The sequence below is a fragment of the Providencia sp. PROV189 genome (assembly GCF_028480065.1).
Lineage (GTDB): Bacteria > Pseudomonadota > Gammaproteobacteria > Enterobacterales > Enterobacteriaceae > Providencia > Providencia stuartii.
In genome coordinates this window covers 152,781-173,686 of sequence record NZ_JAMPOG010000005.1, presented here as the reverse complement: position 1 = coordinate 173,686, position 20,906 = coordinate 152,781, and the positions used below count along the sequence as shown (strand labels likewise).

Annotated in this window: 19 protein-coding genes; 11 read left to right on the top strand and 8 right to left on the bottom strand. The window is 43.3% G+C overall.

The features are described 5' to 3' along the window. Positions 1–4: 4 nt before the first annotated feature. The 4 genes from PR833_RS04825 to cysS all read right to left on the bottom strand — a co-directional run bounded on the left by PR833_RS04825 (position 5) and on the right by cysS (position 3,965). Entirely contained in the window at positions 5–556 is a 552-nt protein-coding gene (locus PR833_RS04825) for a fimbrial protein (protein ID WP_004922332.1), read from the bottom strand. Further along, complete coding sequence (locus PR833_RS04820; RefSeq protein WP_014656532.1) at positions 540–1,265, bottom strand: fimbrial biogenesis chaperone; 726 nt, start codon at positions 1,263–1,265, stop codon at positions 540–542. Before PR833_RS04820 ends, PR833_RS04825 begins: the two co-directional genes overlap by 17 nt. Before the next feature lie 70 nt (positions 1,266–1,335). Beyond that, a complete protein-coding gene (locus PR833_RS04815) occupies positions 1,336–1,851 on the bottom strand; it encodes a fimbrial protein (protein WP_272525926.1) in 516 nt (171 codons plus the stop codon). A 725-nt stretch (positions 1,852–2,576) separates the two neighbouring features. Further along, the gene (gene cysS, locus PR833_RS04810; RefSeq protein WP_014656534.1) at positions 2,577–3,965 is read right to left on the bottom strand and encodes a cysteine--tRNA ligase; all 1,389 of its coding nucleotides are present in this window, start codon (positions 3,963–3,965) and stop codon (positions 2,577–2,579) included. Positions 3,966–4,374: 409 nt separating this feature from the next. On the opposite strand from cysS, the gene ppiB reads away from it, so the two are divergent. The 5 genes from ppiB to PR833_RS04785 all read left to right on the top strand — a co-directional run bounded on the left by ppiB (position 4,375) and on the right by PR833_RS04785 (position 8,712). Further along, positions 4,375–4,869 carry a peptidylprolyl isomerase B gene (gene ppiB, locus PR833_RS04805; protein WP_004922346.1) on the top strand — a complete coding sequence of 165 codons (495 nt, stop codon included), beginning with the start codon at positions 4,375–4,377 and terminating at the stop codon, positions 4,867–4,869. A gap of 14 nt (positions 4,870–4,883) precedes the next feature. Continuing rightward, positions 4,884–5,633 carry a UDP-2,3-diacylglucosamine diphosphatase gene (locus tag PR833_RS04800; protein ID WP_088499101.1) on the top strand — a complete coding sequence of 250 codons (750 nt, stop codon included), beginning with the start codon at positions 4,884–4,886 and terminating at the stop codon, positions 5,631–5,633. Between the two features lie 128 nt (positions 5,634–5,761). After that, positions 5,762–6,277, top strand: coding sequence for a 5-(carboxyamino)imidazole ribonucleotide mutase (purE, locus tag PR833_RS04795; protein ID WP_004922352.1), 516 nt, complete (start codon positions 5,762–5,764; stop codon positions 6,275–6,277). Continuing rightward, a complete protein-coding gene (gene purK, locus PR833_RS04790; RefSeq protein ID WP_121874623.1) occupies positions 6,277–7,359 on the top strand; it encodes a 5-(carboxyamino)imidazole ribonucleotide synthase in 1,083 nt (360 codons plus the stop codon). Before purE ends, purK begins: the two co-directional genes overlap by 1 nt. A gap of 102 nt (positions 7,360–7,461) precedes the next feature. Next, positions 7,462–8,712 (top strand): MFS transporter, encoded by a 1,251-nt coding sequence (locus PR833_RS04785; RefSeq protein ID WP_272525925.1) that lies wholly within the window; start codon positions 7,462–7,464, stop codon positions 8,710–8,712. A gap of 90 nt (positions 8,713–8,802) precedes the next feature. On the opposite strand, the gene PR833_RS04780 is transcribed toward PR833_RS04785, so the two are convergent. From PR833_RS04780 to ybbA, 3 genes are all read right to left on the bottom strand, one after another. After that, entirely contained in the window at positions 8,803–10,167 is a 1,365-nt protein-coding gene (locus PR833_RS04780) for an esterase-like activity of phytase family protein (protein ID WP_004922361.1), read from the bottom strand. A 224-nt stretch (positions 10,168–10,391) separates the two neighbouring features. Continuing rightward, the gene (gene ybbP, locus PR833_RS04775) at positions 10,392–12,839 is read right to left on the bottom strand and encodes a putative ABC transporter permease subunit YbbP (protein ID WP_004922364.1); all 2,448 of its coding nucleotides are present in this window, start codon (positions 12,837–12,839) and stop codon (positions 10,392–10,394) included. After that, entirely contained in the window at positions 12,836–13,522 is a 687-nt protein-coding gene (gene ybbA, locus PR833_RS04770) for a putative ABC transporter ATP-binding protein YbbA (RefSeq protein ID WP_014656538.1), read from the bottom strand. Before ybbA ends, ybbP begins: the two co-directional genes overlap by 4 nt. Between ybbA and tesA the strand changes: the two genes are divergently transcribed. The 5 genes from tesA (at position 13,490) to PR833_RS04745 (ending at position 17,336) form a co-directional block, all read left to right on the top strand. After that, on the top strand, positions 13,490–14,131 hold the full coding sequence (tesA, locus tag PR833_RS04765) for a multifunctional acyl-CoA thioesterase I/protease I/lysophospholipase L1 (protein WP_272525924.1): 642 nt from the start codon (positions 13,490–13,492) through the stop codon (positions 14,129–14,131). The genes ybbA and tesA overlap by 33 nt on opposite strands. Before the next feature lie 68 nt (positions 14,132–14,199). Continuing rightward, the gene (locus PR833_RS04760) at positions 14,200–14,985 is read left to right on the top strand and encodes an SDR family oxidoreductase (protein WP_004922369.1); all 786 of its coding nucleotides are present in this window, start codon (positions 14,200–14,202) and stop codon (positions 14,983–14,985) included. 59 nt (positions 14,986–15,044) lie between these two features. Continuing rightward, entirely contained in the window at positions 15,045–15,902 is an 858-nt protein-coding gene (locus PR833_RS04755; protein WP_014656541.1) for a co-chaperone YbbN, read from the top strand. Between the two features lie 13 nt (positions 15,903–15,915). Beyond that, positions 15,916–16,860, top strand: a complete 945-nt coding sequence (locus PR833_RS04750; protein WP_014656542.1) for an SPFH domain-containing protein — start codon at positions 15,916–15,918, stop codon at positions 16,858–16,860. Further along, a complete protein-coding gene (locus PR833_RS04745; RefSeq protein ID WP_014656543.1) occupies positions 16,857–17,336 on the top strand; it encodes an NfeD family protein in 480 nt (159 codons plus the stop codon). The genes PR833_RS04750 and PR833_RS04745 overlap by 4 nt, the downstream gene beginning before the upstream one ends. Here PR833_RS04745 and cueR read toward each other — a convergent pair. Next, complete coding sequence (gene cueR, locus PR833_RS04740; protein WP_014656544.1) at positions 17,290–17,700, bottom strand: Cu(I)-responsive transcriptional regulator; 411 nt, start codon at positions 17,698–17,700, stop codon at positions 17,290–17,292. The two genes, PR833_RS04745 and cueR, sit on opposite strands and share 47 nt — an antisense overlap. Before the next feature lie 141 nt (positions 17,701–17,841). Here cueR and copA point away from each other — a divergent pair, with 141 nt between their 5' ends. Then, the gene (gene copA, locus PR833_RS04735) at positions 17,842–20,787 is read left to right on the top strand and encodes a copper-exporting P-type ATPase CopA (protein ID WP_150375826.1); all 2,946 of its coding nucleotides are present in this window, start codon (positions 17,842–17,844) and stop codon (positions 20,785–20,787) included. Positions 20,788–20,906: the final 119 nt, after the last annotated feature.

Genomic DNA, 20,906 nt, shown 5'->3' with positions numbered 1-20,906 from the left:
CTTTTCACTGAAAAAGAACGGTAAATGTAATATTGGCTTTTAAAAAATCAGGGGTAACTGTGTTATCCACGCTTACAAGCCCAATCCCAAAATACTCGGTACTTGAAAATTGGTTCGATGAATTTAGCGGTGTTAAAGCCACCTGTTTTCCTTGATTTTCTAGCGCGTCACCATTATAGAAATCATTTAATCCAAGCTCTTTTTTACCATGCTGGATCATAAACCCTGTGCCATTAGGCGTACTGTCTAAAAAAACTTGATTATTACCGCTATAAGGCGTTATGCCTTTTAATGTTAATAACGGTGTGGTATTTCCCCCTTCACAGGTCACTTTTGCTGAAATAGGTTGAATTTCAACTGTTGTTTTTGCTGTTGGGAAACTAGCAACCGAATAAGGCTTAAAATGTAGCGCCTTATCTGATAATTCAATGGAACAACTACCATCGACTAAGGAAGCCGACAGATCAACTTCTGCAGTACCTACCGCATATAATTGGCCAATGTTAGTTAGCATCAGCACAAAAAAGATCGAGGAAGACTTATTGAACCCAACCATCGAATTGATCCTTTCCGCCAAAGTCATTGATTGCGCTCCACTGTACTTTGCCTTTTTGGTGAATATCTTGATACAGCATGTCACTAAAAGGCGAAATCATGGTATTACCTAATTTAGGCTCCAGCTTAGCGAGCTTATTGCCCACTTTGATTTCACTGAGCGTAATATAATAAGGTGTCGGATTGGTCACCTTTAAGCCATTATTTTGCAAAGAAAACTTCAATAAGCCCATTGCCTCTTTTTGGCTGACAGAAAACTGAACAGGTCTATAGAATAATTTTATTGTGTTTCCCGTTGCGATTTGCAATGAGCCTGCTAATTTGGGGGTAGAGTTATTATCTAACCTATCCGTTGCAGGTAACGCTATTGCTCTAAAATAAAAAATAGACTCACGATCTTTAGGTAAGTCATTTTTAACTTTTAGAATTTTAACTTGATTCAAGTCACTCGGTTCTAAACGGAACATTGAAGGTGTGGTAATAAAATTATTTTGCGCTATTTGCCCCTGTACATCACGGTAAATTTGCGTACGAACTAAATAAGGAGTATTCGAATTATCTTCACTTTTGATAGTAATATTAGCCCCTACATTATCCTGACTTTCATTATAAATTATACGAGTTCCATGCAGCACGATCCCCGCCATTGCTGAAGTTGTACTCAGTAATAATAATATGGTTCCGATAACTCTAAATACTTTTACTATCATTTCCCTATCCTAATAATTCACCTTAAACGATAAAATGAAGCGCAGGGCTCTGCGCTTCAAATATTATTAATTACTCAGATGCGTAAGAAATAATAATTGGCGCTGAATAGGCACCAACAGCAGGCGAGGCATCCGTTGTACCCATACCAACTTTGAAGGTATACGTTATTGGTGCAGTATCAGAAACAGTCACAGGAATTGCTTTGTTTGCAACAACTTGATCGGTTTTACCGTCTTCTTGCAGCATAAAGCCAACGGTTGAACTTTCACCAATGAAGATATTTTTTGCAGTATTTGAAGTAGCCGTTGTGCCTTGTACATACAGTGCACCTTTATCGGATGCCTTGTCACACGCATCTAATTGTACGACAAGTGGAGTATCACCGTTTTGTACATTTGGACTAAAGGTATCTTGAGCAAATTTACCTACATAAAATACTGAATTACCACCATTAGCAGTCACATTACAAGTTACCGCCGTAATTACACCATTAAGTGTAATATTGTCACTATTACTACCAGCAACAGCACCTAGGCTGACACCGGTAAATAACATCACTGTAATTAACTTAGTTTTAAAAGCCATGATATACCTCATGAACAAGTAGTGATTAATAGAGCCTAAATAGACCCCACAACAAATACAAAATAAAGAAATAAAAAATCAATTTAAAACAAGAATAGGAGTTTATTCCTACTCATCAGAATAATAGATAAAAATAAAAGTATGTAAATACCTACAATTTTAATAATTGAAAAATATCACGTCATTATATTATTTTTACCTTTATATAAATCTAAGTTTTTATTTAAAATAATATAGTAAAAACACTTAAAGCGAAAAACAAGCAATAAAACCCATAACGATTAAATATTAAACACAAAATTAGAATATAAATTTATATTAGATTCCATTGGTAGTTTTTTATTTCAATTAGGTGTTAATACTTATTATCGTTAGATGACAATAACTGTTATTTATTAAAAAAGTTAAAAATAATTAATTATTATAAAATACAACTTATCCAAAATACACTTATTATGATAGTCGTAAAAAGACTCACCTTGCGTTTACTCCCAAAATAACGCTGTTTTTTTCTATCTCTATTTTATAAATATAAAGATAATTAATATGTGATACCGCATAAAGTTTAATTCAGCTAATCTATTAAGCTGAATCGATAAAAATTTGACTTATTGCTCTAATAATAGGGCTAGCTGTTGAATATCGATAGATATAATAAAACCCGTTAAAATGATTGAGTGCTATCTACTCAAATTTTAACGGGTTGATTTTAAATAAAGATAAGACTATTTACGGCGCCAAGTTGTTCCTTGAGCACCATCTTCTAATACGATTCCCATTGCCGTCAGTTCATCACGGGCTGCATCAGCCAATGCCCACTCTTTATTTTTACGAGCATCATTACGCTGTTTAATTAACGCTTCAATTTTAGCCACTTCTTCGTCGCCTTCACCTTGAGCATTACCTTGTAAAAAGGCTTCCGGGTCTTGCTCAAGTAAACCAAGCACACCCGCTAATTTACGTAACTCAGAGGCCAATTCATTGGCTGCAACCTTATTTTCTGACTTCAGTCGGTTGATTTCACGCGCCATATCAAACAGTACGGAATAAGCTTCAGGTGTATTGAAGTCATCATTCATGGCATCTTCAAAACGTTTTTTAAAGATTTCACCACCCGCTGGGGCGACTGATTTATCAGTACCACGTAAGGCAGTATATAAACGTTCTAAGGCTGTACGTGCTTGTTTCAAATTCTCTTCAGTGTAATTAAGTTGGCTACGATAATGACCAGATAGCAAGAAATAGCGCACCGTTTCAGGGTCGTAATACTCAAGCACATCACGGATAGTAAAGAAATTATTCAGTGACTTAGACATTTTTTCACGATCAACCATCACCATTCCTGAGTGCATCCAATAATTCACATAAGGACCATCGTGAGCACAAGATGATTGCGCAATTTCGTTTTCATGATGTGGGAACATCAAATCCGAACCACCGCCGTGAATATCAAAATGGTTACCCAATGCTTTGCTATTCATCGCGGAACATTCAATGTGCCAACCAGGGCGACCTAACCCCCATGGTGATTCCCAGCTAGGCTCGCCTTCTTTTGACATTTTCCAAAGAACGAAGTCCATCGGATTACGTTTTGAATCAGCAACTTCAACGCGTGCCCCAGCTTGCAGCTGCTCTAGGTCTTGGCGAGACAATTGACCATAATTTTTATCCGTTTTGACTTCAAACATCACGTCACCGTTATCTGCCACATAAGCGTGACCTCGTTTAATAAGCAGATCGGTGATTTCGATAATTTCATCAATATGCTGGGTGGCTCGCGGCTCACTGTCTGGGCGTAAAATATTTAATGCATCAAAATCTTTATGCATCTCAGCTAACATCCGTGTTGTCAGCGAATCGACGGTTTCATTATTTTCAGCCGCACGTTTGATAATTTTATCGTCAATATCTGTTACATTACGCACATAATTCAGGTCATATCCCAAATAGCGCAAGTAGCGGCTAATCGCATCGAAAGCGACGAAGGTTCGACCATGACCAATATGACACAAGTCATAAATGGTGATACCACACACGTACATCCCTATTTTCCCTGGATGAATGGGTTTAAACTCTTCTTTTTGACGACTCAGTGTATTAAAAATCTGTAGCATCTGAACTATTCCGTTTAATGTGTACGTGTTTTTCCTTACTGGCTTACCTTGATTCAAGCCACAACACAAACGGCGACTGCCTTTAACGCTAGCCATACATATTGCCTATGCCTAGCCGACTAGTCTGTTGCCGCCCTGTTACACCTTGAATTATTTAGCGTATTACTCGCTCAAGCTATAAGGGGTATCTCAATAATAAGGTATCAACCTGTTAAATAGAGTGATATTGAAACCTGAACATTGCAATAATGCAAGGTTTAACCATAGTGTTTACCTGTCTATTTTTATCACTCGCTGCTTTTACAAACCAGACTGTGACTTCAAGTCAGGTTTCATCTGTGATATAAACTTTCTGACAACAACGCCTTCATAAGAAGGCGCAATAAAACAATTATTCAGGATAGCTATTATGGTTACTTTTCATACCAATCACGGTGATATTGTTATTAAGACTTTTGACGATAAAGCCCCTGTTACTGTCGAAAACTTTTTAAGCTATTGCCGTGAAGGTTTTTACAATAATACCATTTTCCATCGAGTCATTGACGGTTTCATGATCCAAGGCGGTGGCTTTGAGCCAGGCATGAAACAAAAAGCAACAAAAGCACAAATCAAAAACGAAGCTAACAATGGCTTAAAAAATACGCGTGGTACTCTTGCTATGGCACGTACCAACGATCCTCACTCAGCGACAGCACAGTTCTTCATTAACGTTGTTGATAACGACTTCCTTAACTTCCGTTCAGAACGTCCTGAAGGCTGGGGCTATTGTGTCTTTGCTGAAGTTGTAGAAGGCATGGACGTTGTTGACAAAATCAAAGGCGTTGCAACAGGAAACAGCGGTTTCCACCAAGACGTTCCTCGCGAAGATGTTGTGATCGAAAAAGTGACTGTTAGCGAATAATTCGACTCAACAATATGTCCACTTATATCATTGCAGATTTGCATTTGAGTGAAGATGAACCGGCGATCACCGCCGGTTTTATGAATTTTATTCATCAGCAAGCAATTCATGCCGATAGCCTCTATATACTCGGTGATTTTTTCAATTACTGGATTGGTGATGACGATAAAACCCCACTCCACCAGCAAGTCGCCAATGCCCTAACAATGCTCACTGAGCGAGGCATTCCCTGCTACTTTATCCATGGTAATCGAGACTTTTTACTTGGGAAACGTTATGCCAAACAATGTGGTATGACTATACTCAACCAAGAAACATTACTGGAGCTTTATGGTAAACGCGTACTCATTTTACACGGTGATACACTGTGTATTGATGATCAGGCTTATCAAAATTACCGTAAAAAAGTGCATACGCCTTGGATCCAACGCCTATTTTTAGCCCTACCGCTGTTTATTCGCCGACGGATAGCAGAAAAAATGCGCCAAAACAGCCAATACGCCAGCAGTATGAAGGCCGAATCAATCATGGATGTCAACCCACAAGCGGTGATTAACGCCTTAACAAATTACCAAGCTGATTGGATGATCCATGGACATACACATCGTCCTGCTATTCATGAAGTGAAGGTTGGTGATAAGTACTGCTATCGTGGTGTATTAGGAGCATGGCACCATGAAGGCTCCGCATTTGTGATTAACGAACAAGGTATCGAACTTATTTTTTTCCCTTTCGAGCCTGAGACACACTCGACTCGCTCTTAAACCCCCAGTCTGTTTGCTGACATTTTAATCACGCAAACGTTTTCCTTACCCTTTTACCATGATATGATCGAGGTAATTTATTTTTCCCACCTCACGGTGAAAGTTTATTAACCACAGGATCACATCAAATGACTGCCCAAGTATCTGCACAATCTGCGGCTAAAATCGCCATTGTTATGGGTTCTAAAAGTGACTGGTCAACTATGCAACATGCGGCGGATGTTTTAACTGAGCTGCAAGTGCCCTTTCACGTTGAAATCGTCTCAGCACACCGTACGCCTGATAAATTATTCTCCTTTGCTGAAAAAGCAAAAGCAAATGGCTTTGATGTGATCATTGCTGGTGCAGGTGGCGCGGCACATTTGCCGGGGATGCTAGCTGCGAAAACATTGGTTCCTGTATTAGGTGTTCCTGTACAAAGTGCAGCTTTAAGCGGTGTCGATAGTCTCTATTCTATTGTGCAAATGCCAAAAGGCATTCCTGTTGGCACATTAGCAATTGGCAAAGCTGGAGCAGCAAATGCGGCATTATTGGCAGCGCAAATTTTAGCAAACACTGACACAGCCTTATTAACACGCCTATCGGCTTGGCGCGAAAGTCAAACTAATGACGTGTTGAACAACCCAGACCCTCGGGAGGCGTAATGAAACCTGTTTGTGTCCTTGGTAATGGTCAATTAGGAAGAATGTTACGCCAAGCAGGTGAACCACTTGGTATCGCGGTGTTTCCTGTTGGTTTAGATGCCGAGCCAGAAGCCGTTCCCTATCAACAAAGTGTCATTACTGCAGAAATTGAGCGCTGGCCTGAGACACCACTGACCAAAGAATTGGCCCGCCATAATGCGTTTATTAATCGCGATATTTTCCCTCGCCTAGCTGACAGGTTCCCCCAAAAAAGTCTATTTGATTCATTGGGCCTAGCAACCGCTCCTTGGGCCTGTCTTGAATCCAAAGATCAATGGCCTGAGTTATTCTCAACGCTTGGCGATTTTTTGATAGTTAAACGTAGGACTGGTGGCTATGATGGGCGCGGTCAATGGCGTGTTCGCCCTGGTGATGAAGCCAGCCTGCCCGATGAAATCTACGGGGAGTGCATTGTCGAACAAGGTATCCCTTTTGATGCCGAAGTTTCAGTCATTGGCGCGCGTAACCGCGCTGGTGAGAGTGTGTTTTATCCGATTACCCATAACCTACATCAAGAAGGGATTTTACGTACCAGCGTAGCATTTCCGAAGGCAGATAACTCACAGCAAAAACAAGCACAATCCATGTTGAGTGCAGTAATGGATGAGTTAGATTATGTTGGCGTGATGGCAATGGAATGCTTTGTGGTTGGTGATAAGTTACTCATCAATGAGCTTGCTCCTCGCGTGCATAATAGCGGCCATTGGACTCAAAATGGCGCCTCCATTAGCCAATTTGAGCTACATTTGAGGGCTATTTTAGATTTACCAATGCCATCACCTGAAGTGTTTAGTCCATCCGTTATGGTTAATTTGATTGGTACTGATGTCAACTCACACTGGCTCAGACTACCACTCGTACACTTACACTGGTATGAAAAAGAAGTACGCCCAGCCCGCAAGGTTGGTCATTTAAATCTCACGCATAATGCTCCGTCAATGCTTGCTGATACATTAGACGCACTCGTCGATATGTTACCAAATGAGTACAAAAGTGGCATTGAATGGGCAAAAGCAAAATTAAACTGGTACTATGCCCAATAAACAGGGAAAATAGCGCGATACGATGCCCGATATTTTCGGGCATTTTGCGTTTATATCGCTGTCTTTTTTGTGCAAAAAACAGGCAGAGTGACCGGAGTTGACATGGTAGCCTCAAATTCCCCGTTGTTTAGCCCACTTTATCAGTGGAGTATCCTCATTTTGTTAGGGATAGTCTATTTTTTAGCCACCGCGACAACCTTTACCTCGTTAGGTGTTGTTCTCCCCAGTATGATTGAGGAACTGCAATGGAGTTGGACAGAGGCAGGGTTTGGTTTCACGTTATTGGGGTTGACTTGTGGTTTAGCCAGTTTTCTTCCGTCTGTCCTGATCCGTAAAATCGGCGTTCGCCTCACCCTTTTACTCGGTGCTCTCATCTTTATCGCGGGGTTTTATAGCCTCTATTCGACCGAAACCATTAGTCGCTATTTTCTCGGTACTGCCCTGATAGGTATAGGCTTTACTCTACTCGCGACCGTTCCGGGAACCTATGTTCTTTCTCGCCTATTTGAAAAACAGTCTCTCGCTTTTGGCCTCTATTTTACCATCGGGGGATTAGGGGGCGTCGCGGGGCCTTGGATCTATTTCTATGCGTCAAACCAGTTAGGGTCATGGCGTATGCACTGGGTACTCTGTGCGCTTTATCTCGGTATTGTCACACTGCTGACTATTTTGGTCTTACGCGAAGGTCAACGCGAACGTGAACACGCTAAAAGCGTGGTACAAAAACAGGTCAGTGATGTTAGCAAACCTATTTATCGCACCAAAGAAGTTTGGACAGTACGCCGTGCGCTACGTACTTGGCAATTCTATTTAATCGCAGCAACCTATACCTCATTTTTATGGTGCGGTATTACAGTAAACAGTTTTGCCGTCGCTCATATTGAAGAGCGTGGTTTTGGGATCACCGTAGCTGTTTCATTACTCAGTACCATGGCATTTGTGAACGCATTTTCACGCTTTATTGGCGGTGCGGCGGGCGAATGGCTGGAACCGAAAAAACTGTTAATTGGTAGTTTGATTATTATGATCATTGGGGTTATTTCTCTCAGTATCACCACCTCTTGGTTATGGTTAATACTGTTTGTGCTCTGTGTTGGTATCGGCTATGGCATGACTTTCTTAGCATCTAGCGTATTGTTATCGAACTATTTTGGCAGAGGCCCCTATTTAGAGTTATTTTCTGTCGTTAATTTGCTATCGACCCTCGCTTGCTTAGCCCCCTTTATTGCTGGTGCTATTAAAGATTATACGCACAGTTTCACGCCGGCATTTCTTATTATTGTGGCTCCCGTTATTGTGGTGCTAATGTTTACATTAATGATGAAGCCGCCTGAATTATCCGCTAAAAAATAATGGTGGCGGTAAAAATCACGATGTTTACAATTGGCGATAAATAAAAAAACTCGGGCTACTCCCCGAGCAAAATCAATATAGACAAGGAAATTAAGGATTTAATAACGCAGGCACTTTCAATAAAATAAATTCGTTATCATCCGCTTGGTTCGGTTCGCGACTGGATGAGAATGGGTAATTATTATCGTTGCCAACAATGATGTGTTCACCGTCGACAACATCCACATTTTCAATTGTAAAGAATGGGAAGGTAAATACGCCATTATTCAATGGTTTCTTCGCGACGCCTTCAGGATCTTTAATATTCATTAAGTCTACATAGGCTTGCTTATTAACTGGCTTACCTTGGTTTTTATCGGAAAATTCAACCCGATAAACTCGCTTAAATTTAGCTAAATGACTAAAGCAATGTTGGGTATCCGTAGCCCCCTCTGCACAAGCTTTATCGGCGGTTCCCTCGCCATTATCACGTTCAATAATCAAGCCATGAGTATCGTCAATCATATTAAAATCACCGATGGCATTTTGATTATCTTCAAAAACATATAACCAGCTACGCCCCGTCCATTGTTGTTTTTTCACATCAAATTCAAGAATGCGTGCAGCCCGTTTCCCTTCTACGCTCTCATAATCTTGTTTTTCGCTATCCCACAATGCGCCTTCGAGCATTGGATAGAGTTTGCTACCATCTGGCGATGAGGCCATCCCCTCAAAACCTTTTGAACGGTTCACTTGAAAGCTGACGCTATCGCTTGGCTTAGCCGGTGTTGTCACTTGATAATGATCTGGTGACACGACCTTTTTCCCATCAACGTACGTTTCAAAGAGAGCAAGCACCTTGCCATTCAGATCCATCTTAATCAAATACGGGCCAAACTCCTCTCCAACCCATAATGCGCCATCGGCAAACTGGAAGCTTTCAGGGTCGAAATCACTTCCGGTTAAATAACGCTTATCCGTGCTTTCATTAATAATATGGAACGGAATGATTTTATCGGGATCATGAAAGAAAACCGTTTTTAATGGCGTTGCTTTTCCAGTTTTAAAGTCGATGTCGTATTGAGTTAAATACAGCATTGAATCAGGTGAGTTAACTTTATTGCCGTAGCCATTGTCAGTCAGTACCCAATAAGTGCCATCTGACATACGTTTGATGCCTGAGTGCCCTTGTAATGGCTGCCCTTTAATGGGAACATGCATGCCTGTCGGGCGATCGGCTGACTTCCCTTCAACGCTTCCCAATGTCTCAATACGACTTCCCGTCGTGTATTTACCACTGTTTTGTAAATCTTTCGCTGCATCCGCTGGGGCAGATATCGTCGAATTCACAGGTAACACCGCGTGCCCTGCTAATGTTGCTGAAACTTCTTGTTGTGCGTATCCCGTGGTAGAAAAAGTAATCAATGTCGCGAGTAATGATAAAGAGCGCAATTTTATGGTGCGGCGATGCTGCATTATTATATTCCTATCAAATAGTTAATCATTTGTTGACCATAGGATCATAAACAGCATTGATGACAGTTTAGTGATAGATATAAGACAGTTATTTTATTCAACTAGGGCAAGTAACAAGCTATTTTTCAAAGAAATAAAATTCGCGGCTAAATAGGGAATAGCCCAGATCACATGTTATCTGCGATCTGGGCGTTGAAAGGTTGTTGTGTGGTATATCAATGCGATTAATTATTCGGCATGCGACGATGCTGATTGCCTGTTCCTAGCAATCTTAATCCTAACCAACTACCACAAATAGACAGTAATAGGGCTGCACATAATGGTAATAGTAACCACATTGACCATTCAGGCTGCCAAGGGAAATCAAACACGCGAGTTTGCAGTAACCATAAAGCGACCTCAGCACCAAAGGCAGCAGCTAATCCAGCCATTAGCCCTAATAGCGCAAACTCACTCCATAAGGTTTTACGCATCAGTTTCCGGCTTGCTCCCAAGGTACGATAGACCACTAACTCACGCTCCCGCTGACTCATACCAACCTGAATTTGCGCTAATAACAACAGTAGTCCACAAAAGATCACCAATACGACCATCACTTCCAGTGCTTGGCTGACCTGTTGAAGGATTTGTTGTATTTGAGTAATTAATGCCCCTGTATCCAATACATTGATGGTTGGATAATGACGACTTAAGTCTGTCAGTAGCTTACCGTCGCCATCATAATGGAAACTGCTCATCCATGTTGCAGGCACATCTTTTAATGTTCCTTCAGCAAAGATAAAGAAGAAGTTTGGTCGCAAACTTTCCCAATCAACAGTACGAATACTAGTGACTGTTGCACTAAATACCTGAGCGCCGGCATTAAAAGTGAGTTTATCTCCGATTTTAAGTCCTAATTGTTTCACGACGGTTTGCTCGATAGAGACCTCACCGTCTTTAGGCGGCCAAGTGCCTTCATCAACCACATTGGCTTCCGGTAGTTTAGCTCGCCATGTTAGGCTCAGCTCGCGTCGCACGGTATTATTATTTGGATCACGCTCGTCCGCCCACTCTATCGCTGAGCTATCATTTATCTCTGATAAACGCGCTAAGATCACAGGATAAAACTCCGTCGGCTTCACTTGGTGTTGCACAAGTAGCTCTGTTACAGGTTTAATCTGCGATTCATTCATATTGATCAAAAAGTAATTAGGGCTATCCGCTGGCAGTTGTTGCTGCCACCTATCCAATAAATCCCCTCTGACTAGAATCAACAGGGCTAACAGCATAAATGAGAGTGAAAAGGCACTCATTTGCGAGACCGTTTGTAAAGGTTGACGCAATAAACGGCTCACCGAAAGCCGTAAGCTTAATTGCTTAAACTTAAATTGGCGTAGTACCCATAACCCCAACCAACCAATCAAAGCTAATAAAATAGCGACGATCACGATGCCCACTAAAATCGACCATAATAGTGGGTTCACACCTGTAAACAGAAATAACCCACCAACAACAATTAAGGTGACAATAGGTAAATAGTAACGTAATGGCCAAACAGGTGAGTTAGCATCTTCACGTAATACCCGTGATGGCTGCGTTGCAATTAACTGACGATAAGGACGAATCCCCACGAGAATAGCAATCACAAACAAAGTTCCAATCGCCCAAACCCATGGCCATAAACTGGCAGAAGGTAACGCTTTCGGCAGCATTGCACCGAGTATTTGCATTAAAATACCTTCAAAAGCTAGCCCTAGTAGCGACCCTAGCAAGGCTGCGGCTATCAAAATAGCCAACCACTGGCCTATTATCCATTTTTGTAACGCCGAGCGCCCTGCACCCAAGGTTTTAAGTACAGCAACTAATTGGTGGCGGCTACGGCAATAGTGAGTCATCGATACCACCACCGCCGCTATTGCTAGCAACAATGTCAGCAATACCGACAGTAATAAAAATTGCTGCGCCCGCTGGAAAGTTTTTCCTACCGCCCCACTATTTTCTTTTAACGTAAACCAACGTTGATCCGTTCTTAATTGCCCATCAAACTGAGATTCAAAAGCATCAACTGTGGCGGTTTCTCCAGCAAACATATCTCGATAGGTTAATCGACTCCCCACCTGCACGGCGCCTGTCAATTCAGCATCTTCTAATGAGATAAGTACTCTCGGAGCGATTTGGAATGGGTTAAAGCCGCTATCCGGCTCTTGGACTAATGTTCCAGCAACTTTTAGGGTCGCGTCGCCAATATCGATGTTATCGCCAATTTTTAAGTTAAGTAACTCCAACAAGCGAGGGGCAACTAAAATTTCCCCTTTGGTTGGTCGAAGTCCGGCTGGCTCAGTGATAAGCTCACCATAAAGTGGATAAGCCTGATCTGCGGCTTTAACCAGCACTAATTGTGGACGTAAATCTTCATCAGCCGTCGAATAAGCCATAGTAGAAAACGACATTTGTTGGCTTAGTTTTAGCCCCATCGCTTCTGCTTGTTGCAACCACTCAGGATCACTGGGATAAGAGGAGCGCAACACCAAGTCACCCGCTAATAGCTCTCGGCTTTGGTAGCTCATGCTATTTTCAATACGGTCACTAATACGCCCTAAAGCAAGCACACAAGCGACGGCTAAAGTCAGCGCCAGCCAGACGATCAGAAGTGATGGCGTTTTCCACTCACGCCAAAACCAACGCCAAATCATGCTTCTTCCCTCAATACACCATCTACCAGTCGTAAGCGACGCTGGCAACGGGCAGCTAATTCGTTATCATGTGTCACAAGGATCAATGTTGTGCCATGCTCTTTGTTCATGGAAAATAGAAGATCGGCGATTTTATCGCCAGTATGTCGGTCAAGGTTTCCCGTTGGCTCATCGGCAAACAGAATTTTAGGCCGCCCATTAAATGCTCTTGCTAATGCAACGCGCTGCTGTTCACCTCCAGATAACTGCGCCGGCATATGTTTTAAGCGATGACCTAACCCAAGTTCAGAAAGCAAGGCGGCTGCTTGTTGATAGCTCTGTGACTCTGGCTCACCTCGCAATAGAGCAGGCAATTGCACATTTTCGAGGGCATTAAGTGTTGGTATCAACATAAAAGATTGAAAAACAAAGCCCACACTCTGGGCACGCAAATAAGCGCGTTGTTCTTCATCCATTTGGGTCAATTCGTGCCCTAATAGGCTAACGCTGCCACTGCTACCATCATCTAAACCGGCAATAATGCCTAATAAAGTTGACTTACCAGAACCAGACTCGCCAATTAATGCAATTGTTTGACCGGACTCGACAATTAGTTCAACACCTTGCAATATAGTGAGTTCATGTTCCCCTTGACCAACACGTTTAATGAGATGATGAACTTCAAGAATATTTTCCGCCGACATTTACTGGTATTTCTCCTATTATTTGTCGCAAGTGGGCAAGCACTCGCAGCCACAAAACTGTTAATCCTTGGTGACAGCCTCAGTGCGGGCTATCGCTTACCGGCAGAGCAAGCATGGGCTTCACTCCTTGCCGAACGTTGGCAGAAATCGTCGCCACCCGTTATTGTCATTAACGGTAGCATTAGTGGAAACACCTCAGCCCAAGGGCTAGAGCGCCTTCCTGCCTTACTTGAACAACACAAACCCGATTGGGTATTGATCGAGTTAGGTGCAAACGATGGTTTGCAAGGGCTATCTGTTAAACAGATGGAGAACACACTACAACAAATTATTGAACAAATAACGCTGTCCGGTGCGAAACCGCTTTTAATGCAAATTCGTATACCGCCGAACTACGGTAAGCGTTATACTTCTAGTTTCGAAAATGTTTATCCTGCACTTGCACAACAAAACGCGGTTCCACTACTGCCTTTTTATATGGAAACCATCATTACTAAACCTGAGTGGATCCAACAAGATGGTATTCACCCAACTGTAGAAGCTCAACCTTCTATCGCTGATTTTATGGAAAAACAATTACTCCCTTATTTAACTTCTTCAGCAAATTAAAAGAATAAATAAGTGGGTAATTGTAAAGCAGTTTTTATATCAATTTGAGCCTATAGGTAGGTAAAGTTATGCAAAAGTCGGTATTTATCACCGGTGCTTCTAGCGGTATTGGCTTTTGTGCCGCCCAAACACTTCGCAAACGAGGTTATCATGTGATAGTTGCCTGCCGTAAAGAAGCTGATGTTTTGCACCTAAAAGGACTAGGCTTCGATACTGTTGTACTCGACCTTGATGATAGCCATAGCATAGATAGCGCTGCCGATGAGGTATTGACGCTATGCCAAGGGCGCCTTTTTGGCTTATTCAATAATGCCGGCTTTGGTGTGTACGGCGCGCTAACGAGTATTAACCGCCAGCAATTAGAGTCTCAATTTTCGACTAACTTTTTCGGAATACACCAATTGACCTTGCGCTTGCTTCCAGCCATGCTAGCTCATCATGAGGGGCGTATCGTACAAACTAGCTCGGTAATGGGAATTATTTCAACGCCGGGTCGTGGTGCCTATGCAGCGAGTAAATATGCGTTAGAGGCATGGTCCGATGCACTCCGTTTGGAGCTAAAAGGCACGGGTGTCCATGTCAGTTTAATTGAACCAGGCCCCATCCATACCAATTTCACCAGTAATGTGGCGCAAACACAGCAAGATAATCCGGTTAAAAACCCAGGAATTGCACAACGTTTTACCTTAACGCCAGAACATGTGGTCGCAAAATTGGTACATGCCCTTGAAAGCCCTCGTCCACGTATCCGTTATTCAGTCACTTTGCTCACCGTCATAGTTCGCATACTGAAACGGCTGCTACCGGATTGCTTGATGGATAAAATACTGGCAGGTCAGGGAAAAAAGGCTTGAAAAAAAATAAAATAGCCCCACCTTTAGAGTATTAAAAACTTATTTAAAAGAGATATTTTATGCAATCTTTTGCCCAAATCGTGGATGTTAATGAACAAAATTTACACCAAGTTGTAGAACAATCCATGCAGATGCCAGTTATGTTCTACTTCTGGTCTGCACAAAGCCCGCACTGTCAAGAGTTTGGTGCGACTCTCGATAAAATTGCCAATGACTATGCGGGTCTGTTTATGTTGGCGCGCGTCAATTGTGACGTAGAGCAAAATGTTGCAGCTCAATTTGGTCTTAGAGCAATACCAACCGTTTATATTCTGCAAGAAGGTCGTCCTGTTGATGGTTTCCAAGGCCCTCAACCCGAAGAAGTCGTATTAGAGATGCTTTCGCGCGTATTGCCTAGTCCAGAAGAGTTGAAAGCCGCACAAGCAGCAGAGTTGATTGCTGAGGGGAAACCTCAAGAAGCGCTGCCGTTACTTAAAGAAGCGCATCAGCTTAATGAGAAAAACAGTGATATCACCCTGTTATTAGCAGAAACACAGATCGGTCTGAATCTTGTGGATGAGGCAGAAAAAACACTGACATCGGTTCCGATGCAGGACCAAGATAGCCGCTATCAAGGGTTAGTGGCACAAATTGAGTTGCTCAGACAAGCGGCGGATACGCCAGAGATCCAGCAATTACAACAAGAATTTGATGCTGACTCAGACAATGCCGAGCTAGCTGTGCAATTGGCATTAAAATTACATGAAGTGAATCGCAATGAAGAAGCTTTAGAAATGCTATTTAGCTTCTTGAAAAAAGACCTCAGCGCTGGAGATGGCGCCGTGAAAAAAACAATGATGGATATTATGTCGGCAATGGGAACAGGAGATGCGATGGCCAGTAAGTATCGCCGACAAGTATATTCATTACTTTACTAAATAAGGAATGATCATGGATTTGTTCGCGTTTGGTGCTATACCGATTATTATTTTTATTGCGATTGTTATTGTTTTTACCTGTGTCAAAACAGTACCGCAAGGCTATCAATGGACGGTTGAACGTTTTGGTCGTTATACCAGAACATTGCAGCCGGGGTTACATATTATTGTGCCATTTATGGATAAAATAGGTCGTCGCATCAATATGATGGAGCAAGTCCTTGATATCCCATCGCAAGAAGTTATCTCGCGTGATAATGCTAACGTCACCATCGATGCCGTCTGTTTTATTCAAGTCGTTGACCCAGTGCGTGCAGCTTATGAAGTTAGCAATCTTGAGCTGTCTGTTTTGAACCTGACAATGACCAATATTCGTACCGTATTAGGCTCCATGGAGCTGGACGAGATGTTGTCACAACGAGATTCCATCAACTCACGCCTTCTGCACATTGTGGATGACGCAACCAACCCTTGGGGGGTGAAAATCACCCGTATCGAAATTCGTGATGTTAAGCCACCGAAAGAGCTAGTCAACGCGATGAATGCGCAGATGAAAGCAGAGCGTACTAAGCGTGCCGACATTCTGGAAGCTGAAGGTATTCGTCAAGCGGCTATCTTGAAAGCGGAAGGTGAAAAACAGTCACAAATTCTCAAAGCAGAAGGGGATCGTCAGTCTGCATTCTTACAAGCAGAAGCCCGTGAAAGGGCTGCTGAGGCGGAAGCAAAAGCGACTAAGATGGTTTCTGAGGCTATCGCGGCGGGTGATATGCAAGCAATCAACTATTTCGTTGCTCAGAAATATACCGAGGCACTGACAAGTATTGGCTCTGCTGACAACAGTAAAGTGATCATGATGCCACTTGAGGCGAGCAATTTAATGGGCGCTATCGGAGGGATTGCTGAACTTGTCGGTGAAAGCAAAAAAACGCACTCGAATAAGAAACAGGAAAACTCATGATAGAACTTATCAGCGCTCAACCCGCATGGTTTTGGCTGTGCCTTGGTGGTTTATTGCTGATTGGTGAACTGCTCGGTACCGGTGGTTATCTATTATGGTCGGGGATCGCCGCTGTTGCGGTGGCGATCATTACTTTCGTGCTGCCTTTTCTGGGTTGGGAATGGCAAGGGATTTTATTTGCTATCTTAACTATCCTTTCAGCCGTATTATGGCGGAAATGGTTGAGTTTACGTAAAAACTCACAAGCAGATGAGGTCAACCAAAAGAGCCACCAACTCATTGGCACTAAAGTCCGTCTGATTTCCGATACGGATGAAGGTTTTAGCCGCGCACGCCTAGCCGATGGCAGTTGGCGAACATACAGTGAGCGACCTTTAAAAGCAGGCACTGAGGTGATCATCACCTCAGTGGATGGGATCACTCTGCATGTTAAGCCTTATCATGATGGCAACAACCCCGAGACAAGTGATCAATAATCGGGCAGTCTGCATTCTCATCACCGGGACAAGCGTCCACTAAGTTTTGCAGCGTATCTTTAATAGCAGACAATTTCGCGATTGTCTGCTCTAACTCTGCAATTTTCGCCATTGTGGTATTTTTCACATCCGCACTGTGTCTTGCTGGGTTACGGAACAAACTCAATAACTCGCCGCACTCTTCTAACGTAAAACCGACATCTTTTGCCTGTTTTAACAGACCTAATTCATTAAGGTGTCTATCTTGATAATAGCGATAACTATTTTCCCCCCGTTCAGGTGGAGTAATTAAACCTTTTTCTTCGTAAAAACGAATGGCCTTTGCGGTAAGACCGGTTTTCTTGGCAATTTCACTAATATTCATCATACCCCTTGACCTTACCCTTGAGGGAAGGTTTAACCTTCCCTACATATCAAAAAATTTATATTTGTTTAAAAATTTCAGTGTATTCTGCCATGATAATAAAAACGACAGGATCCGTCATGAGTTAAGGAGATTTTACTTATGAGTAGCAAAATCATTCTCTCCCTGCAAGGGCTAAGTTGTATGCACTGTGTTGGTACAGTCACCAAAGCACTTGAAGCCCGCTCGGACATTGATCATTTCAACGTCACCATTGAGTATGCAGTGATTGAAAGTAATGCTAGCGCTCAATCATTGATTGAAACTATTCAACAGGCGGGTTATGACGCAAAAATGGCCGAACAACCGGATATCACGCTACAGCTATCCGGCCTTAGCTGCATGAACTGTGCCGGTAAAACACAGCAAGCACTTGAAGCGGTTGACGGTGTAGCGGCTGCTATTGTCGATACTCAACAAGCAAAAGTTTACGGTAGTGCAGCAGCAGATACCTTAATTAATGCGGTTGAGCAAGCAGGCTATCATGCAAAAGTGGCACAACCCAGTCAGGTGACATTAGCATTATCGGGGCTTAGTTGCATGAAATGTGCTGAAAAAACCCGCCTTGCCCTTGAGGCCGTTGACGGTGTTGATCATGCGGATGTCGATACTAACTCTGCCGTGATATATGGTAACGCACCTGTAGAGGCGTTAATTGCCGCTGTGGCTGATGCGGGTTACCAAGCCACATTAAATCAAGCGAGGGCTAACTTCCCAAAAACGCAGCCGCTAGCAAAATCGCCTGAACAGCCGGAAACTGACTCAGCGGCAATCTGTGAAATACCGGCTCAAGAGTCCGATTTAGGCGAGCAACCTGACATCTCCCCTTCAGATGACAGTATCCAGCTATTATTAGATGGTATGACTTGTGCAAGTTGCGTTAATAAAGTGCAAAAAGCCCTCAACAGTGTTCCGGGCGTTGAAAATGCCCGTGTTAACCTTGCTGAGCGTAGCGCGCTAGTGACGGGAACCGCGCAGCCAGCCGCACTGATAGCTGCGGTGGAAAACGCTGGCTACGGCGCCGAAATCATACAAGACGAAGCTGAACGCCGAGCACGGCAGCAACAAGTCGCTGATGCAAATATGCGCCGTTTTCGTTGGCAATCTGCACTTGCATTAGCCCTTGGTATCCCTGTGATGATCTGGGGGATGATCGGCGACAATATGATGCTCACGCCACAAAACCACTCAATTTGGCTAACCATTGGGGTTTTAACTTTCGCTGTGATGGTCTTTGCTGGTGGTCATTTCTATAAAAACGCTTGGCAAAGCCTAAAAAATGGCAGTGCGACAATGGATACTTTGGTCGCTCTCGGTACAGGTGCTGCTTGGTTATACTCAATTGTCGTCAACTTGTGGCCTGAGATTTTCCCTGAGCAAGCACGCCATCTCTACTATGAAGCCAGTGCGATGATTATTGGTCTGATTAATTTAGGCCATGCACTAGAGCAACGTGCCCGCCAGCGCTCCTCAAAAGCCTTAGAGCGATTACTGGACTTGACGCCTCCGACTGCCCGCGTGGTTACCGAGCAAGGTGAAGTGGATATGCCACTTGAGCAAGTCAAAAAAGGGATGACTTTACGCCTAACAACGGGGGATCGTGTACCTGTTGATGGCGAAATTATTGAAGGTGAAGTCTGGCTAGATGAAGCGATGCTAACCGGTGAACCCATTCCTCAACAAAAAAGCAAAGGCGATCAGGTACATGCAGGCACTGTCGTTCAAGATGGTACTGTGTTATTTCGCGCGGCGGCTGTGGGTAGCCAAACCACACTAGCGCGTATTATCCATCTTGTGCGCCAAGCTCAAAGCAGTAAGCCTCAAATTGGCCAATTAGCCGATCGTATTTCATCGATATTCGTACCTGTCGTGGTTGCCATTGCTGTTATTTCAGGGCTTATTTGGTATTTTGTCGGCCCAGCCCCGCAAATTACCTACGCATTAGTCATCACCACGACTGTTTTGATTATTGCTTGTCCGTGTGCTCTTGGTCTGGCGACCCCCATGTCAATCATCTCTGGCGTTGGGCGGGCGGCAGAATTTGGTGTGCTTGTCCGTGATGCCGATGCTCTGCAACAAGCAAGTGAGTTAGACACTATCGTCTTCGATAAAACAGGCACATTAACAGAAGGCATGCCACAGGTTACCGATATCCATACCTTTAATGGCTTTTCTGAGACAGAAGTACTACAACTTGCGGCTTCATTGGAAAGTGGCTCTAACCACCCGCTTGCTCGTGCAATTGTCAATCGAGCCAAAGGGCTCTCCTTCCCTACAAGCGAACAATTTAGGACATTAGCGGGTCTCGGTGTCAGTGCCGTCATCGAAGGCAAAACGGTATTACTTGGTAACCAAAAATTATTGATGCAAAGTCATATCGATACCAGTGCGATTGAAGAAACATTGCATCAACAAGCTTCAATGGGGGTCACCCCCGTTTTGTTAGCCGTAGAAGATAAAATCGCTGCATTGCTTTCTATCCGTGATCCATTACGTGAAGACAGCGTCAGTGCCTTAGCTCGCTTACATAAACAAGGCTTTCGTTTAGTTATGTTAACAGGGGATAACCCAGTTACCGCAAAAGCCATCGCAAAAGAAGCGGGAATTGATGAAGTGATCGCAGGCGTCATGCCAGATGGTAAATCGGCTGCAATCGAAGCTTTACAAGCCAAAGGCCATAAAGTGGCAATGGTTGGCGATGGGATCAACGATGCCCCCGCACTGGCCCGTGCCGATGTTGGTATCGCAATGGGAGGCGGCAGTGATATTGCGATAGAAACAGCATCGATTACCTTAATGCGCCAAAGCCTACATGGTGTTGCAGATGCGGTTGCCATTTCAAAAGGCACATTGCGCAATATGAAACAAAACCTATTCGGTGCCTTTGTCTACAACACATTGGGGATCCCAATTGCAGCGGGTATTCTTTACCCTCTAACAGGAACATTGTTGAACCCTGTGGTTGCAGGTGCAGCAATGGCCCTCTCCTCAATCACCGTCGTGACTAACGCCAACCGACTGCTACGCTTTAAACCGAAACAACAATAGGCTACAGCCCGACATTGAGTTTAACTGAATGTCGGGCTTTTCACGCTTAGGTAAATTGCTCGTGATATCATGCCTAACCCCAATCCAATTTTACAGATAAAATAGCGCAAAGTGAGTCG